This window comes from Haloarcula sp. H-GB4, from assembly GCF_030848575.1.
Taxonomy (GTDB): domain Archaea; phylum Halobacteriota; class Halobacteria; order Halobacteriales; family Haloarculaceae; genus Haloarcula.
In genome coordinates this window covers 70,222-86,970 of sequence record NZ_JAVDDX010000004.1, presented here as the reverse complement: position 1 = coordinate 86,970, position 16,749 = coordinate 70,222, and the positions used below count along the sequence as shown (strand labels likewise).

General features: G+C 55.6%; 11 protein-coding genes and 2 pseudogenes. 8 read left to right on the top strand and 5 right to left on the bottom strand.

Annotated features, from left to right (window positions below):
• Positions 1-170 precede the first annotated feature (170 nt).
• Together RBH20_RS18375 and RBH20_RS18370 are read left to right on the top strand one after the other, a co-directional pair.
• Entirely contained in the window at positions 171-722 is a 552-nt protein-coding gene (locus RBH20_RS18375) for a helix-turn-helix domain-containing protein (protein WP_306711384.1), read from the top strand.
• 71 nt (positions 723-793) lie between these two features.
• Entirely contained in the window at positions 794-2,314 is a 1,521-nt protein-coding gene (locus RBH20_RS18370) for an aldehyde dehydrogenase (RefSeq protein WP_306711383.1), read from the top strand.
• On the opposite strand, the gene RBH20_RS18365 is transcribed toward RBH20_RS18370, so the two are convergent.
• The gene (locus RBH20_RS18365) at positions 2,308-4,155 is read right to left on the bottom strand and encodes a hypothetical protein (RefSeq protein WP_306711382.1); all 1,848 of its coding nucleotides are present in this window, start codon (positions 4,153-4,155) and stop codon (positions 2,308-2,310) included. The two genes, RBH20_RS18370 and RBH20_RS18365, sit on opposite strands and share 7 nt — an antisense overlap.
• 405 nt (positions 4,156-4,560) lie before the next feature.
• On the opposite strand from RBH20_RS18365, the gene RBH20_RS18360 reads away from it, so the two are divergent.
• The gene (locus RBH20_RS18360) at positions 4,561-5,085 is read left to right on the top strand and encodes a halocyanin domain-containing protein (RefSeq protein ID WP_306711381.1); all 525 of its coding nucleotides are present in this window, start codon (positions 4,561-4,563) and stop codon (positions 5,083-5,085) included.
• 181 nt (positions 5,086-5,266) lie between these two features.
• Positions 5,267-6,037, top strand: a complete 771-nt coding sequence (locus RBH20_RS18355) for an SDR family NAD(P)-dependent oxidoreductase (protein WP_306711380.1) — start codon at positions 5,267-5,269, stop codon at positions 6,035-6,037.
• Between the two features lie 460 nt (positions 6,038-6,497).
• On the opposite strand, the gene RBH20_RS18350 is transcribed toward RBH20_RS18355, so the two are convergent.
• From RBH20_RS18350 to RBH20_RS18335, 4 genes are all read right to left on the bottom strand, one after another.
• On the bottom strand, positions 6,498-7,520 hold the full coding sequence (locus RBH20_RS18350; protein ID WP_306711379.1) for a site-specific integrase: 1,023 nt from the start codon (positions 7,518-7,520) through the stop codon (positions 6,498-6,500).
• Between the two features lie 362 nt (positions 7,521-7,882).
• A complete protein-coding gene (locus tag RBH20_RS18345) occupies positions 7,883-8,230 on the bottom strand; it encodes a hypothetical protein (protein WP_306711378.1) in 348 nt (115 codons plus the stop codon).
• A gap of 1,557 nt (positions 8,231-9,787) precedes the next feature.
• Positions 9,788-10,618, bottom strand: a complete 831-nt coding sequence (gene thiM / locus RBH20_RS18340; protein ID WP_306711377.1) for a hydroxyethylthiazole kinase — start codon at positions 10,616-10,618, stop codon at positions 9,788-9,790.
• A 43-nt stretch (positions 10,619-10,661) separates the two neighbouring features.
• Positions 10,662-11,639 carry an IS1595 family transposase gene (locus tag RBH20_RS18335; RefSeq protein WP_306711376.1) on the bottom strand — a complete coding sequence of 326 codons (978 nt, stop codon included), beginning with the start codon at positions 11,637-11,639 and terminating at the stop codon, positions 10,662-10,664.
• Between the two features lie 147 nt (positions 11,640-11,786).
• Here RBH20_RS18335 and RBH20_RS18330 point away from each other — a divergent pair, with 147 nt between their 5' ends.
• From RBH20_RS18330 to RBH20_RS18315, 4 genes and pseudogenes are all read left to right on the top strand, one after another.
• Positions 11,787-12,713, top strand: a complete 927-nt coding sequence (locus tag RBH20_RS18330) for a MarR family transcriptional regulator (RefSeq protein ID WP_306711374.1) — start codon at positions 11,787-11,789, stop codon at positions 12,711-12,713.
• On the top strand, positions 12,710-13,513 hold the full coding sequence (locus RBH20_RS18325) for a DUF6036 family nucleotidyltransferase (RefSeq protein ID WP_306711372.1): 804 nt from the start codon (positions 12,710-12,712) through the stop codon (positions 13,511-13,513). The genes RBH20_RS18330 and RBH20_RS18325 overlap by 4 nt, the downstream gene beginning before the upstream one ends.
• Positions 13,514-13,830: 317 nt before the next feature.
• Positions 13,831-14,340, top strand: a pseudogene (locus tag RBH20_RS18320) (IS6 family transposase); the annotation flags it as partial.
• Between the two features lie 1,874 nt (positions 14,341-16,214).
• Positions 16,215-16,724 (top strand): annotated as a pseudogene (locus RBH20_RS18315) (IS6 family transposase); the annotation flags it as partial.
• Positions 16,725-16,749 lie beyond the last annotated feature (25 nt).

Sequence of the window (16,749 nt, the reverse complement as noted above, 5' to 3'; positions counted from 1 at the left end):
TAAATCCCTTCATGCTGGGATAAAAACGGAATGTAGTATTATATTCAATCATATAGATTCGCCTATAACATAGGTGGAGAACATTTATTGCGATTGCGGACCGTAAAAAGAGATAACAGAATACAATGATCAACGGGAACGATTTCGAATTCGATCTTTCACCCCGCGATGTGGCTATACTTAAGGCGAGGGTTAAATATCCCGAGAAGCCTGCCAGTAAACTTCGAGACATCTTGGAAGAAGAGTTCGATATCTCACTGTCACACAATCGGGTGAACGAAATTCTAAATGAGATGCACGACGAGAATGTGTTCTCGATGCGTGCAATCCCGAACCACAACATCTTCGAATACTATCTTTTCCAGGTTGCCTTTCATTATTCGAATTTTGATGAGAATTGGGAGAGATGCTACGAACGGTTACTTGACGACCCACACGTAATATTCTTCGTCAGCGCTGACGACTACCACGAGTGGCAGTTCGTCGCACAATTTCCCTCACCAGAGCAGAGTGAGGCGTGGCGTCACGACTTTGTCAAGGAATACGGTGACTTCATCGCGCAAATCGACAAGACGGCGCTCCCGGCAGTCCACAAGTTCGAAACGGCGGCAGCCATCTTTAACGACTTGCTACGTGACATGGGAGGTGAGGAGTATCTTGGGGACGTAGAACAGGACCCTGGCGAGCAGGAAGAAACTGACCGAGTCTCGGTAAACCAGTGAAACGCTTATTCTGGTTGCTTACCGAGTGTGTGTAAGGACACCACTGTATCCCATGTGTCAGCAGGGTTAGAATGGCATCACATACAGAGACAGATTCGGCGCGAATCAAAGACCGGCACGCAGCACTCGCTGATTCGTTGCTCCCGTCGGGGCCGCTCAAACACTTTGTCGGTGGCGAGTGGATTACTGGAAGCGGCGACAACACGTTTGAATCGATCAATCCGACCACGGGTGAGCCGCTCGTTCGGGTCTACGAGGGAACCAAAGAGGACGTCGACCGGGCGGTCAACGCCGCTTGGGAGGCCTACGAACAACGGTGGGCAGGAGCCACGCCAGCGGAGCGACAGCAGGTACTCCAGACACTGGCCGACCGACTCGACGCGCGCGCAGAGGACTTTGCACGTATCGAGGTCCTAGACAACGGAAAGCCGATTACAGAGGCCCGCGAGGATATTGAACTCGCTGTCGACCATCTCCGATATTTCGCCGGCGCTGCTCGAAATATTGAAGGCAAAACTGTCCCGAACGGTGAGTTACACGTTCAGACACGTCGAGAACCGTACGGTGTCGTCGGACAGATCGTGCCGTGGAACTTCCCGCTGTTACTGGCCACCTGGAAACTCGCGCCGGCACTCGCCGCCGGCAACACGGTTGTGCTTAAACCAGCTGAGCAGACCCCTACCTCCCTGCTGACGTACATGCGCGAAGTCGCGGATGTGTTACCTGATGGCGTGGTCAACGTCGTCACAGGGTCAGGCCCGGCGACCGGTGCGCCGCTGGTCTCTCACGAGCGGGTCCCGAAGGTGGCCTTCACCGGGTCGACTGAAGTGGGGCAAGGGGTAATGAAAGCCGCCGCGAACACGATCAGTGATATCACACTCGAACTTGGCGGCAAGAGTCCGCTCATCGTCGCGCCAGATGCAGCCCCGACCGACGCTGCGGAGATCGCTGTCGATGCGATGTTCTTCAACAGTGGCGAGTGCTGTAGTGCTGGGACCCGGCTGTTCGTCCACGAGAGCAGCGCGGACGAGTTCGTTGACGCGTTTCTCGATGCCATCGGACAGCTCCGGATGGGTGACCCGCTCAACGCGGCCACCGATATCGGTCCACAGGTCAGCCGTACGGAAGTCGAGAAGACACTCCATTACATCGGCTTGGCAAGAGATTCCGATGCGGACATTCTTCGGGGCGGCGGAACCGCTGAAGAGGGAATCCTAGCCGAGGGGTGTTTCGTCGAACCGACCGTCATCGCTGACATCGATGCCGACAACACAGTCGCGACACAGGAGATTTTCGGACCCGTCGAGGTTCTGCTCGAATGGGACGACTACGACGAGATGGTCGCACGCGCGAACAACGTCGATTACGGCCTGGCTGCCGGTGTAGTGACTGATGACCTTTCCTTTGCTCACCGCATCGCAGCGGACATTAAGGCCGGCAACATCTGGGTCAATACGTTCAATCGTCTGCCTGCCGGCCAGCCATTCGGTGGCTACAAACAATCCGGCATCGGCCGAGAAGGTGCGATGGAGACACTCCGGGAGTACACCCAGACGAAATCGATAACGATGGATCTAGGCGAAGATCAGTAGCCGCTGAGGTTGAATTCGCCCATCTGCGTGTAGGTCGTAATACCCGAGGCGTGTGGAACTTCATCAGTTGGGGCCTCCATCAGAAGCCAGAAGAGGACTTCCTCACCCTGGATCGGTTCGTCGTCAACGTACTGCGCGGGGTGGTAGAACCCAAGTTCTGCCTGCACGTCGTCGATAACGCGCAACGCCTCCCCGATTTCATCCTCTTTAGGCCGGACAACCACGACTTCCTTCAGGTTATCCAGCGGGATGTCAATAGTCTCCGGTCCGTCTGGGTTCGTAAACCGGAGTAAGTGCTCTTCGCTCACATCGTTACTGTCGAGGTAGAACTCGCTTTCGGGGATCTGCCACTCATTGCCGTCGAAGAGTTTCGTTTCGACACCGTCTGTGGTCCCGGGCGTCGGTTTGGTCAACCAGTTTTCTAGATAGTACTGCGCCGGGCCGTCGTTTTCGCGCTCGCGGTACTCGTAGAACTCGTTGACGTAGCCAGGGCCATGCCGTTGGAACACCGGCATGAAGACGCCGTCCTCGTAGAACTGGTAGTTGATGTAGTAGTTGTATGGTGCGAAGCGGTGGCCGGAGTGGAAGTCACGAGCGTTTTGGACGGCTCCAGTGTGATAGTGGGTGCGAATGTTGAATCCACCCGGACGGCTCTGCGTCGAGGGATACTCGGTCTTTCCGAGGATTCCGGGGCCGCCAAGGCTGAGGCTGTGGATGTCCCAGTAGAGGAGTTCACCGCTGATGGTCGGTTCATTGTCCGGGAACATCCACTCACGGGTATTTCGACCGTTGCGCTTGGGCATGTCATAACAGGTTGAGGTACTGAACGGCGCGGTCAACGAGAAGACCGGCTTGCCGTTAAAGTCCGCGCTCACCTCCGCACCGACCGTCCGAGGTCCGCTCCAGTTGATAGACCAGCTGTTCTGTTCGAACTCGTTCGGCGGCTCTTCGATGCGGTGGTAACCGTTGGGAGCCGTAATCTGTGGCCGTTGCATCATCGGCGGTTCCGGAACTTCGCCCAACACAGATTCGCCTACGGTCCCGGTGTTCTGGGCTATCCTGTATGCCGGGTGCTCAGCGAAGTCGTTGACTATGTGAACGTCAAGCAGCTCGGCTTCCTCGCCGGTTACGTCCATGAAGCCGCTGACAACCTTGAGCTCACCCTCGTCCATCACGAAGTACGCAAGGTTGGAGACTTCACCGTGGGCGTAGTCGCCGTAGCTGGTGATTATTTCGGCGGCCTTGACCATCGGGTACCACTCTTTCCCTTCGAGATGTTGCCAGATTTCCTCTTTCTCCAGCATCTTCTCGTGGCGTGACCGCTGGGTCTCGTCCCAGTCGCCTCTGGTCCAGGTCACATCGGTCGGTTCGTTAATTTTCAGCGCGACAAGCTCGTCGGTTACCCGATGGACGAGTCCGTAGGCAACCTGGCGGTTCTTTGCAGTTACCTCAAATGGCGTGTCGTCGGGACCCCCGTCGACGGTCATCCCCGTGGTTCCTTGCACGCTAACGGCATCTAGCCGGTTAGTCAAGGGATCGTACGCCTCGAAGGACGCGACCCAGTCGCTGGCAACGTCGTTGACCCGTGGGTCGGAGACGAGCGCCTCGACAGCCTGGCGCTTCCGGTATGCCCACAAATCTTCGAACCCGAAGTCACTCACATCGCGGGGACCGATTCGTCGCGCGGACGTGATCCGATCATCTGGTTCAGGCGGCTCGGAGGGTTCATCATCGGTGTCGTCCGTGGTCTGGCTTGATACCGATGCCTCCGTGGGCGTGCCGTCGTTACCGTCATCGCTCAAGCTACACCCAGCGAGTGAGACACCCGTTACGACACTCATCGCGGAAATAAATTTCCGGCGGCTCGACTGTCTAATTTTATCATGAAGGTCATCGCCTGTCATAGTCTAGCACATTATGGTATTAGCTGTCACTTATATATTGGGGTGATACTAATACCCCCGATCTCATGCTAGTGTTGACCAGACAGACAGGATCTTACGGCTCTTTTTGCCGACGGTATCCCTAACCTTGGCATGCAACCTCAGTTTCAGACGGGGATCTCACTACTCGGGCGAAGATACGACTGTCTGAAACTAGATTTTGTCGACAAGTACGCTACGTAACTGCAAAAACCTCGAAAAAACAAGTTCACACTCTAATACAGGGGCCCAATATCATCTCAGAGTATAATTCACTCACCATAACCTATATTTGGGTACTCTCGTTTGTGCACACTGTTGACAATGACAGGTCCATACAACCGACGAACACTGCTTCGGACCGCGGGGATCACAGTTGCTGGTACTATTGCCGGTTGTAGGGGCGATAGCTCGACGAGTAGTAACACGGACGAAGCCAGTGACGACACAGCGTCGCCAGAGCCAACATCCGCCGACACGCACGCCGAGTCAAACGATGCTCCGTCCGTCGACGAGTTTCTCTCCCAGACGAACAACTACGACGGGATCACCGACGAGACTGGCACCGATTCCGTCACGGTCGACGTCGGTGTCGAGGCAAACGGAGCGTATTACGGCTTCAACCCAGCAGCAATCCGTATCGACACCGGCACGACGGTCACATGGGAGTGGACCGGTCAGGGTGGCGTGCACAACGTCGAGGCACGGCACGGTGCCGACTTTGAGAGCGAGCAGAAGTCGTCGGCTGGCGAAACGTACACACAGACCTTCGAGGGACCCGAGATGGTCCTATACGTTTGTGTTCCCCACGAAGGAGTCGGAATGAAAGGCGCCATCGTCGTCGAGTAGACCCCACTTTCCCTGAGATCGACCCAAGCACGTCGACACTGGGGCTTCAGGCCGTGATGGGGTCTTTCCAGTGAATGAGTCGTTCGCCTGAAACAACTATTCGGTAAGCGTCCAAATTCAACAGAACCAGCAGGTCAGAACATACCTATATTGATTGTTTATACCTGGCGGAGGTTCACTTATGAACCGATTTACCGACAAGACAGCGCTCGTAACGGGAGCCGGATCAGGAATTGGACGTGCAACAACTGAGCGCCTCGCCAGCGAGGGTGCGAACGTCGTGGTCTCTGATATCGATGACGATCGAGGAGAGGACGTGGTTGCATCCATCGAGGCCGACGGTGGGTCTGCCACTTTCGTATCAGCCAACGTTGCTGACCCTGAAGCGGTCCAGCGGGTAGTTGAGGTCGCTATCGATACGTACGGAAGTCTCGACATCGCCCACAATAACGCTGGTATCCTCACCGGCTTTCAGGATATTACTGATATCGATGAAGACGACTGGGAACAGCTCATAGGTATCAATCTAAAGGGGGTCTGGGCGGGGATGAAAGCTCAGTTGCCCGTGATGGAAGAGCAGGGCGGAGGAGTTATCGTGAATACAGCCTCCGAAGCAGGACTCGTCGGGATGGGTGGACTCGGCAACTACGTCGCCAGTAAACACGGCGTCGTGGGTCTCACGAAGACGGCCGCCATCGAATATGCCAACCGAGACGTCCGTGTCAATGCGATTGCACCTGGGCCAACGGAGACGAATATCCAGGAGACAATGGCAGGCGGATCGGACCCTCGTGAGTTACCGTTCGATACGAGTGCCATGTCGGACGTACCGATGGGTCGCAACGCTGATCCGGCCGAAATGGCCAGTGTAGTGGCGTTCCTCTGCTCTGAGGATGCCTCCTTCGTGACTGGCGTCACGATACCAGTTGACGGTGGCCAGGCGGCTGATTAAACTCTCTTCGGCTGATTTCGTCGGGCGAGACACATATATCCTGTATGCACTGGTGTAACAGTCTCGATAGGCGGAGTACGAAACCTATTGCACGGTACATTGATGAATATCACTGAGCAAGTGAGTGAGCGGCGGGTCGCTGAAAGAAATCAAATTGTTGTGCTGACTATATTCCCTGTATCGATTATGGACCGTTCTGCCAGTACAAAACAGTACTATATCTTGGTTCCATGCCTGATCACACACAACGTCTCGGCCGCTGCCCTAACTGCGACGAATGGATCACAAGTCCGTGGGTTTTGGTTGAATACGAGCGAGACGACGGTACAGAGGGTATCTGGGCAGAGTGTCCCATGTGCGGAGGCGTCGTTGCGCCGGAGTAGTCATGATGTTCGTCCTGCACATCCTCCTGATTGTGCTACTAACAGCATGGGGATTTTAGATATCTGAGTTGGCTAGTCTACTCGCCGGAGATGATGTCGTTTGCTTCGTCGCGTGTCCGTTTCGCGGCCTCCTGTGCATAGCCCTCGTGTGTTGTCTCGATGGACTTGTGCCGCAGTATGTCTTGAGCCAGCTGTGGATTCTCGCGATAGATTTCTCGCCCGAGGCCACGGCGAGCGCCGTGTGGTTTCAGCGGTTCCTCGAAGTCATACTCAGACCACTCACAGAGGTCGGCGAGGATGTTTCGGGCTGACTGGGTTGTGATCGACGGCGTTGGGTCCAGTGCTTTCGCCGCGTTGTCGAGTCTGGGGAACACGGCCTCGTTCTCGTCAGGCTCTCGGAGTTGCTTCCAGCGCCGGAGTGGGCGAAGTGCATCGTCAAGGATGGGTGCAGACTCACGAGTCCGGTTCTTGCCGAACACCTGCATCGTGCCAGCATCAAGATTGACGTGACGCCACCGTAGACCGTTCCGTTCCTCGTCATCGGAGACGGCCACGAGTTCAGCGCTACGGGCTCCAGAGTAGGCGAGCAAGAAGACGAGTGCCTGGTCGCGGTAGGCCGCCGTGCGGTCGACACCGTCGCTTTCACCGGCGTCGTCGACACGAGCGGTCGCAGTGGCACAGATGGCTTCACGGTCCCGTGCAGTCCAGTACTGTTGGTCAGTTTCTGTCTCGTCGGTCGGAAGCGGACCTTCGGCGTGGTTGGTCTTGGCCGGATTCGTCGGTATCAGGCCCTCATAGACGGCCCAGGTGAGAAACGAGCGGACGTAGGCGAAGTACCGCCGTGCTGTTTCCGGCGAGATATCGTCCCGATCGTCGGCTCGGGCTAGATCACGAGCGTACTGCCGGCAGAGATCATCGTCAATGTCCTTGGGGTCAGTGACGCCATGCTGGGCTCGACTCCACGCTGCGAACTTCCGCAGCACGCTCGCGACGTTCGTTCGGTAGCGTCCGGAGTCGATATCGACCAGTCGCTTTTCGATGGCTGCTTCGAGGGCATCATCCCCGGGAGTAGCGTCGTACTCAGGCGGAAGCCGATTCATGCTTCCCATACAGCGACGGTGCGGGTAAAACTGGTGGTGCTTACTGTCGTAATACAAACCCAACCTACAAAACCGAATATCGCCGTTTCAGGGACTAAACGACCTGAGAACTGTACATTCTGGACTTGGTAAACTGCATAATGCTATACTAAAACCGCGGGATGCGTAGTTGAGACTACAGCGGGTTTAGCGGGGGCTGTGATGCATAGTTTCGGTTGGCAATCAGTTCCTTGATACGGCCGGTTTCCGCGTCGACGTCCGTAGGAGCAGAATATCTCCCCCGTATGCATTGAGACAACCAGTCTCAACTACTGTTCGCAACATACGGTCTCATCACTCTCGCGCTGCTCAGTACAGCCAGCTTACTGAGTCTTCTCGGGCACAATTCCGCGGGCAGCCAAGTAAGGCCGAACCCTGCCCTGATAATTATTCAGCCAAAGGATAGTAAGCGGAGGGCCAACGGCGACGACCAGCAGCCAACGAGCACTCAACCCGCCGGTACACACGGACTCGGTGCCGGTCAAGGTACAGTTGATGAGACTTCCTGAAAACGCAGGGACGATGGAGGCCAGAATTGGCCCGATCACCAACTCAACGAGGAGGAATGTGAGAAACACCGTCAGCAGAAAGCCTGACATCAGGATGACCACGTCATTCATATAGCCGCTAATTTCCTCATCGCTGAACTCGGAGTCGCCTCCATTGGCCATGGGATTTCATATATGCCCGACAAAATAAACTACCGGGTCGTGGGCAATTAAATGCCCTCTTAGCGGCTGCTACCCGCACAGAGACCCATCGAGGTCTGCTGTTCATCTAACAGTCCTTCTTCGGTGGTCTGGCTCACCTGTACCGTAGCTCCACCCCAACCGCCCGATGACGGGACACCCGAGAAACTCACCGTGATCGGAATCGATTCTACCTAGCGAACGAAGTATTCAACATAATCAACAAGCCGATTAACCGACTCTGGCTTACTGAGGAGTTGGGGCTTGAGCCGTATGCATTGAGAGCGCCAGTCTCAACTACTGCACGCCGGGGGAAGTTGAGACTACAGCGGGTGTAGCGGGGCTGTAATGTATGTATTTGGACGATCCAGTGAACGGAAACTGACTCAGATTGCTCTCCAAACGCTCAATCATGTTGAACCACCAACTATACACGCGAATTTTGACGACTTCCGGCAGCGTAGCCACTCAAAGTCGCTCAACTAGACATGCCAGCCCCCACGGTGTGAGACCTCTTTTATAACACCCTATTTTCCTACATCTATATTGTGGAAAATAACACTCGTTACGCCTGTGCTTGTTTCTTATCGCGAATTTTCTATTTATTGGCGTACAACAAAAGTAGGAGCAATATGGATGTACAAATGACATTTACGCCGACAGTGACGAATCGATAAGCCTGGGTAAGAAAGAATAGCCCGGCGACAAAGATGGTTATAAGTACTACTAACATGCCCCATTGGTGGTTGGCACGCTGCTTCAGCGAGTCTGTGGAGGGGGCAAACGTTGCGCCATAGAGTCCAAAAACACCGAATGCACCCCAGAGAAAAGCTAGTGTTATTGACGGAACCCACTCAGCGGAGGGGGAACCCGCGAGCAAGGCTTCCCACCCTGGTAAGCCGCGGATGAACAGGACAAAGATGGTGTATATAATCCAATTGCCTTGCCGACGGGAACGCTGAACCATTTGTTATTGGGAAGACATGTAGCGGAAGGGATATCTTCTATGAATGCACCCGGCACGGTGTAGTTCTCGGCAATATAAAGATTAATTATAACTCCGCATTCGTTGTTTCCGATTTCAAGCCAAGTGATATGCTTCTTTTCGCAGGGATACTGATTTCAGGAGTAACCATTGGGATCGGTATAGATCGTAACTTCTCCAACGAAAGAGCCGATAAGTAACAATAGTATCTCTGTTGAAATCCTATATTTCCACAAGCCGCTCGACCGACTCTGATGTACTGAGCAGACGAGGCTTGAGGCGTATGCATTGAGAGCGCCAATCTCAACTATTGTTAATCCTACCTACTCGCCTTCACAGAGTGAGTCGGCGTGGTCGGCATCGCTAATCTGGATCTGAATCTCGCCGAGCGGGTCCTAAGTTCGCTCTTTGCCGAAAGTCCGGTAGAGGTTGCCTTTCTCCAAGCCCACATCTGGGTCCCAGACGGTGAACTTGCGGGCAACCTTGTCCATTCACTTGGGCCGCTTACGACGGGCTGATACCAACGGATCCAGGAGTGACAAGCGAACCGAGGCTCATGCCTCAGTAGTCGAGAGTACTTCCTTGATTCGGCTCCTAGCGTCGGCAGTGTCGACGCCGGCGAGACCAGCGATGGCGTCTTTGAATGAGACGTTGAAACTCGCTGGTCCGTGGACCTTACCGAAGTCACCGTTTGCGGCGGCTTCCCCAGCCAAACTGAAGGCGGCGGTTCCGGCCAGTGCGGCGTGTGCGGTGTCGTCGATAGCCCCTGCAAACGCTGCGACTGTCGCTCCGAGCATACACCCTGTGCCGACGATAGTTCCCATCTTGGAGTGGCCGGCGCTGACTTGGTAGGCGACGTCCTCAGTCGCAACGATGTCTGTCTCGCCGGAGGCGACGACAACAGTGTTGAACGTTTGCGCAGCGGCGACGGCCGTCGTCGCGATATTGGAGTACTCGCCAATGGACTCGACGCCTCTAACTTCGGCTTCGTCGCCGACTAAGGCTGTGATCTCGCCGTAGTTTCCCTTGACTATCGCGACATCGAGTTCTGTGACGAGACGCTCGGCGACTCGGTTCCGTGTCGGCGTCGCACCGACACCGACGGGATCAACGACGACCGGGACACTGTGGTCGTTGGCAGACTCGCCGGCTTCAAGCATTGTCGCCTCGCCTGTCTCGCTGACAGTGCCCATGTTCAGCAGGCAGGCCTGAGCACCAGCAACCATGTCCCCAACTTCTCGCTCGTCGTCGGACATCACTGGCAGACCGCCCCAGTGAAGGATGGTCTGTGCCACGTCGTTGACGGTGACATCGTTCGTGACGGCGTTGACCAACGGCGATTCTTCAGCGACCGTTTCCATATCAGCGTCAAGTTCGACTGGCATACATTCGTAAAAACGGATGGTGCTACCTCATTCTTCGGCACTCTTATGTAAAACTGTGGAAAGCCCCGATAACGACACAGTCAATGATTGACTCGGTGGATTCACCAGCTAGGTTGAGTGAACGAACGATACCGAAGGTGTGAGCGGCCTGTTCCAAGCCCTGCTTGGACAGGCCGCGGAACTTCCGCAGCCACGGCTGGACGAGCGAAAACAGGCACTCTGCTTGGTTAATGTGGACGCCGTCGGGCGATACGTACTGCTCTTTGTGGACGACTGTTCGGTGGTCACGCTCCATTTCTCGGTACGCTTGGAGTCCGTCGGTCCAGACCTCTCCCAGCGGCTGGGAGAGGTCTCCAGCCTCCTGAATCACTGGTTCAAGATCGCCACTGTAGTCGATGCCGAGCTGGCCGCGAATCACGCGAAGCGAGTCGCGGCATGCCGCGACGAGCGTCAACTGATCACCGTGGCGGCCTCGCCAGCGTGATCGGCCTGTCTGGGATGAGCCGCCGCGAGAACGGCTGTTCCGCGGCGGCTCTTGCCCTTTGTAGCCCGAGCAGACCTTGCCAGATTCGTCGACTTGTGTCGGTCCATCGATGGTCTGGTCGAGGAGCCCCCAGACAACGGGGAAGCCGCGCTGAACCGCGGCTTCCACCTCTCGAATCGCCGTGTGAACGGTTTTGTAGGCCCGACCGAGCAATGGCGCGATCTGGTTGATACTGAGCAACGTGTCCGCGTAGAGCGTGAATGCGAGAAGCACCTCGCCGCAGGAGAGGTGCTTCTCGTGAAACGGCGTTCCGTAGGTGTAGACCGGCTTGAAGTTACAGTCACGGCAGTGAACGCGGTCGAGATGTGGCCACGTTCGAACGGAGTTGTGTCCGCACCGTGGACAGGACGTATTCTCCCAGAATTCCTTGAGTCGCCGCTCGATGCCCGCATCGAGCGGCTCAGCGTCGATCTCGACGATGCCCAGCTCAATCAGCTCTCGAAACATCGCGCCGAACGCCGGCTGAGCAGAAGACATACTCCTAGATTATGGCTGTTTCAGTGTAACTATACGGTCTTTCCACAGTTCTACATAAGAGCGAGCCGGTGGAGACGGTTCTCGCGCCTGCTGGCTGTAACACTACTCGAAACTTCTTTATATATTAGTTTCGTACTGTGTTACACTGTGCTCCGGCGCATCGAACTCGAGGTCCTCGCTACGGTTGACCGCGGCGACACAATCTCCGATCTCGCGACGAAGCTCGACCACAGCGAAAGCTACCTCTCCCGTGCCGTCGGCAACCTCGTCGAGAAGGGGATCGTCTACACGGAACGAGACGGTCGGCGAAAACGAGTCGTCCCGTCGGATGCTCGCGCCGTCGAACTCTATCGGAACCTCGTCCGTCAACACTCCCACATCGAGTTCCCCGAGCTGCTGACCGGGAAGGCACTCGAGGTGCTGTACCACCTCGACCAGCCGCGAACCGTCTCCGAGATCGCTGACCGAAGCGACAACTACCGCAACACGGTCAACCGCGTCCTCAAGCAGCTTCGCGACCGCGGTCTCGTCAGCACGGACAACGGCAGCTATGACTTCAACGCCGACTTCGACCGCCTTCACGAGTTCGCTCAAGAACTCGCACACCATCTGCACCGCCAACGCCTCGAATCCGTCGCCCCGAAGGGCACGATTCTCTGGGAGGACTACGACGAATTCCTCGCCCAGGCTGAGACGGAGATCGACGCGGAGAGGTTCCACGAAACCGGCCTCGCTCGATTTGCGGCCTTCGACCTCCAGTTCCTGCTCACCGGCCATCGATACTATGTCTACTCGGAGGAGCTCGACGCAGTCTCGCCGACGGAGCTGTGTTGTCATACGCTGTTAATCGATGACGGTAGCCGCCACCGCTCGTACTGTCTCCTTCTCCTCAGCCACGTCGACGTCGACGAGGATGACCTCCGAGAGCAGGCGGCGAAGTATGGCCTCGAAGACGATATCGACGCCTTGCTCCGCTACCTCGAGACACACGGCGAGGTCGACGATTCCCGGCTCCCGGAGTGGGGCGAGTTCCAAGAGCTGGCGGCTGACTACGAGGTGACACTACCACAATGAGACCAACCTTTGGACGTGAGTACATCGAGCGCAAATTCCAGCGAATCGCTGATGGCCTCTCAGCCCCGCTCACGGTCTACCTGATCGGTGGTGGCGCGATGTCGCTGCGCGGCCTCAAGGGGGCGACGAAAGATATCGACTTGGTCGTTCCAGATGGCGACGCGTACGGCCAGCTGTGGGCCGTCCTGATGGACCTCGGGTATGCAGAGGTTCAATCGCTGGATCCAGATTATCGGGCACTGGGGGCGACGAGCTGCGTCGAAAACGACGATGGGTGTCGCCTCGACATCTTCAACCAGCAGGTCGCGAACAAGCTCGTCCTCACCGACGGCATGCAAGAGCGTAGCGAGCCGTTCCTCAAAACGGATCGACTGACAGTCCGGCTGGTCAGCAACGAGGATATCTTCCTGTTCAAGGCGATCGCAGGCCGCGACGACGACATCGAGGACATGAATATGCTCGTGCAGGCCGGCCTCGATTACGACGTCGTCCGAGAAGAACTCGAAGCCCAGATCGAACGCCTGGTGGACGATCAGTTCGCCACGTTTGCGAACGAGGCCTTGGTCGAACTCGATGAGCGGTACGGGGTGACCACGCCGATTGAGGCCCGCATCCAAGAGCTCACGAATAGGTACTACCGGGGGCTCGAAGTCCTCCAGGCACTCGATGAACCGATGACCGTTGACGAACTGGCCCCGAAACTGAAGCTGGATGCCGAGGAGGTTCGGGACCGGCTCGCGTATCTCTCAACGTTCGACCGGGTCCGTCGGGATGGCGACACAGTCCGTCCAGTGGAATAGTCCGGCCACGACTACGGGAAGGGAAGGCGGCCCCGTTTGATCCCGTAATCGACGCGACGCAGGTGCTTACAGCCGCCTTCGGGTGAACGCTGCTGCCAGTCGGGACAGGTACACGATTCGTTGATGACGTCGACCTGTCGAGCTCTTTTTACCGAATAGAGACTGATCCGATCGAATTCTGGGATATTAGTGGGTTGACGTGGCGGGGTGGTACAATCTTCCCTCCGGGCAAGGTTGTTGTTGAGCGCTACGGGTCGCCGCTCACTCTTCCCACTCGATGGGCTGTCGGATGATCGGGTCCGCGTCGAAGTCGAAGGTTGTCGAATACAGTCGAATTACTATTCTTGCTGGGTGTCCAACGCAGTGGTAAAGCCGTCCACGATTGGGTTCAGAAAGCCGATCTACAGCCCGAATCTGGGAAATCTCCGAATCAGATTGCGCTCGGCGAAACAGTGATTCCCATCAACAATCAGCAATTCTGGCTGTACGCCGCCGGTCCGCAGTCGAACGAACTGCTTCACGTCCGGCTGTTTGCGACGACTACGACCATCCTCACGGAAACTTTCCTGCGCGAACTTCGGCAAAAACACGATGTCGAAACTGCTGTATTTCTCGTCGATAGCGCTCAACACCTCCAAACTGCACTGCAACGAACTGGACTCGGATTTCAGATATGTCACCACGGAAATCGGAATGCTGTCGAACGGAGTTTTCGAGAACTGAAGCGTCAAACCTCGTCGTTTTCAAACTGCTTCAGTCACGTCAACCCGAAAACGGCCGAAAACTGGTTGCAGAGTTTCGCTTGCTGGCATAATGCTACAAACTAAACACTCCCATTGTGAGTAGGCACACTTACGGAACAGTTGATCCGTCCTAATCCCTTTGGGATCTCTCTGACCTGCTCACGCCATATGCATTGAGAGAGTCAGTCTCAACTACTGATACGCTCTTTGCATTCAGCAACCCTAACACAATTTCAGCCGCTACTGATAGAATTCGTAGTGCTAACTACGCACGTCTACTGAGTTGTTGTTTCAGGCGGATGGCCGAACAGCGAGCGACGGTCAGAAAGCGAATCGAGAGTTGGCTAATCAAAAGTCGTTGGCGTTATCCAACAATCGTTGGCCCATACCGAGTTCTTCCCGTTCCTTGCTTTACCAGAACCGGAGCTACAGCATTGTAGATTGACGATCTCGTCGGAATTGAAAGATGCCGCTGAAGGAACTCTCTGTCAACTCGTAAGGAAACCTTGCGGACCCTGCCGTAGTCTGGCGTTTACTACGGCTCAGGCTGTTACCACGAGGTGGTTCCGGTGACCGACTCGGAGCACCGAGAGGCGGCGCAATCAGTTTCGAGTCCGTCGACACGCGGCTCCGGTCGTGAGAACCTGCCGCAGGAACACAAGCCGGAGCTTCCCGGTTCTATCGACTGGTCCGAGTACACCGCGTACCGGTTCTGCATCTGTCAAGACAACTGCATCAACAAGATCGACTCGGACTACGCGCGAGCGCGGGAGTGTCCGCCACTGCTACGCGGTCCCCACGCTCGACCGGCACAGTGCCGACGGTCCCGCGCGTGGCCGGGAACTCTTCTGTCCGACGATGTGCCGAGGAGAGGACAGGGGAGTATCCGCCATAGGTAGCCGACCCACCGTCCGACCAACCCAGTGTGTCGGCGGCTCGACCCCATGTTCGCGTTCCGGGAGAGGGGGTTGGCCTGTATGTTCCATAGCCCCATCTACAATTGAGAGACAGCAACTTCACTTACCTGAGGGGTTGGGTCAAAATCTTGGCTTTCGTGATCAAGAATTCTTGGCCATTAAATATTGGTTCGCGGTGTCATCACACTCTTGTAGCTAATCTCGTAGTGATGCTCCGGAAACACAGGCCCCGCTAAACTAGTCTTTCTATCGAATAACGGTTCTCTGCTACACTGCTGTTCCTGTAATATATATTATAAGAAATCAAGTACCGGGTGTCGATATAGGACCACTATCGGTTAGTGTCAGCTACTCACCCCTAACCCGGTGGGGCGTCTTGTGAAGTTGACGCACTTCCTTCCCCTAATGGGGGAAGCTTTCGCGCTGTTGCCACTGTAATAGGCACCTCGTCCACTCCAGCTTGCGTTCCCACACCAGCCACCCAACCTACTTGATCTACCTTAGGTGACTAAGTAACAACAGCTAAGTCACCTAAGGTAGCTTAGCCTGTTATGGGTGGTGAGTCAACCTCTCGCGTAGTCAGTGTCAGCGTCCTCAAGGGCAGCCTCGGGAAGACTACGACCGCAATCAATCTTGGCCGCGAACCTGCACATCGGAACGAGCGCGATTACTGGTTGACCTTGATAACAATGGCCACATGACGCTCATCCTCGGTCACGACGATGCATACCAGGGCGAGCGCTGGAACACCAACCACGCCGCTGATGTCCTGCTTGACGGCGCGGACCCACACGATTACATTACGCAGGTGAGCGATGGGCTCGATTTGTTCCTGCCCACGTCGACTTGGAGGATGTCCAGTCCGGGCTCAAAGAGGCAACGAGTTAGACGGCCATATTCATGTGCAAAGGGCAAATCAGTTTATCACGCTGAGCACTATGCCCGCTATCTCGTAACCAAAACAGAGCTTGAAAGACTATCCAGAGAGACAATTAAGCCGTGTTAATTTATGTTCCTGTTAACGTCGTGATTTCGGAATAGTTGTCGAATACGGTCAAATCACTTCATATACTGGGTGTTCAGCGCAGTCGAAGCCCTCTCCGATTGAGTGCAGAAAGCTGATCTACAGCCAGACTCAGGTAAGTCACCGAATAAGATTGTGCTCGATGAAACAGTGGTTCGCATTAACGATCAGCAATTCTGGCTGTACACTACCGGTATCCGAAGTCGAACGAACCGCTTCACGACCGGCTATTTGCGACGACTACGACCACCTTCACAGAAATTTTCCTGCGAGAACTTCGGCAACAACACTATGTCGAAACTGCCGTCTTTCTCATTGATGGCGCTCAATACCACCAAACTACCTCTCAACAAGTTGGACTTCGATTTCAGACACAACGCCACGGAAATCGAAACGCTACCGAACAGGCTTTTTGAGAGCTGAAACGTCGAAGCTCGTCGTTTTCGAACTGCTTCAGCCACGTCAAGCCGGAAACAGCCGAAAATTGGCTCCAGAGTTTCGCTTGCTGGCACAATGCCCCAAACTAAACACGACCGCAAAAAGCATACAAAA

Coding starts and splice junctions, on each gene's coding strand:
- RBH20_RS18370 (WP_306711383.1), top strand. CDS start 794: ATGGCATCACATACAGAGACAGATTCGGCGCGAATCAAAGACCGGCAC.
- RBH20_RS18365 (WP_306711382.1), bottom strand. CDS start 4,155: ATGAGTGTCGTAACGGGTGTCTCACTCGCTGGGTGTAGCTTGAGCGAT.
- RBH20_RS18360 (WP_306711381.1), top strand. CDS start 4,561: ATGACAGGTCCATACAACCGACGAACACTGCTTCGGACCGCGGGGATC.
- RBH20_RS18355 (WP_306711380.1), top strand. CDS start 5,267: ATGAACCGATTTACCGACAAGACAGCGCTCGTAACGGGAGCCGGATCA.
- RBH20_RS18350 (WP_306711379.1), bottom strand. CDS start 7,520: ATGAATCGGCTTCCGCCTGAGTACGACGCTACTCCCGGGGATGATGCC.
- RBH20_RS18345 (WP_306711378.1), bottom strand. CDS start 8,230: ATGGCCAATGGAGGCGACTCCGAGTTCAGCGATGAGGAAATTAGCGGC.
- thiM (WP_306711377.1), bottom strand. CDS start 10,618: ATGCCAGTCGAACTTGACGCTGATATGGAAACGGTCGCTGAAGAATCG.
- RBH20_RS18335 (WP_306711376.1), bottom strand. CDS start 11,639: ATGTCTTCTGCTCAGCCGGCGTTCGGCGCGATGTTTCGAGAGCTGATT.
- RBH20_RS18325 (WP_306711372.1), top strand. CDS start 12,710: ATGAGACCAACCTTTGGACGTGAGTACATCGAGCGCAAATTCCAGCGA.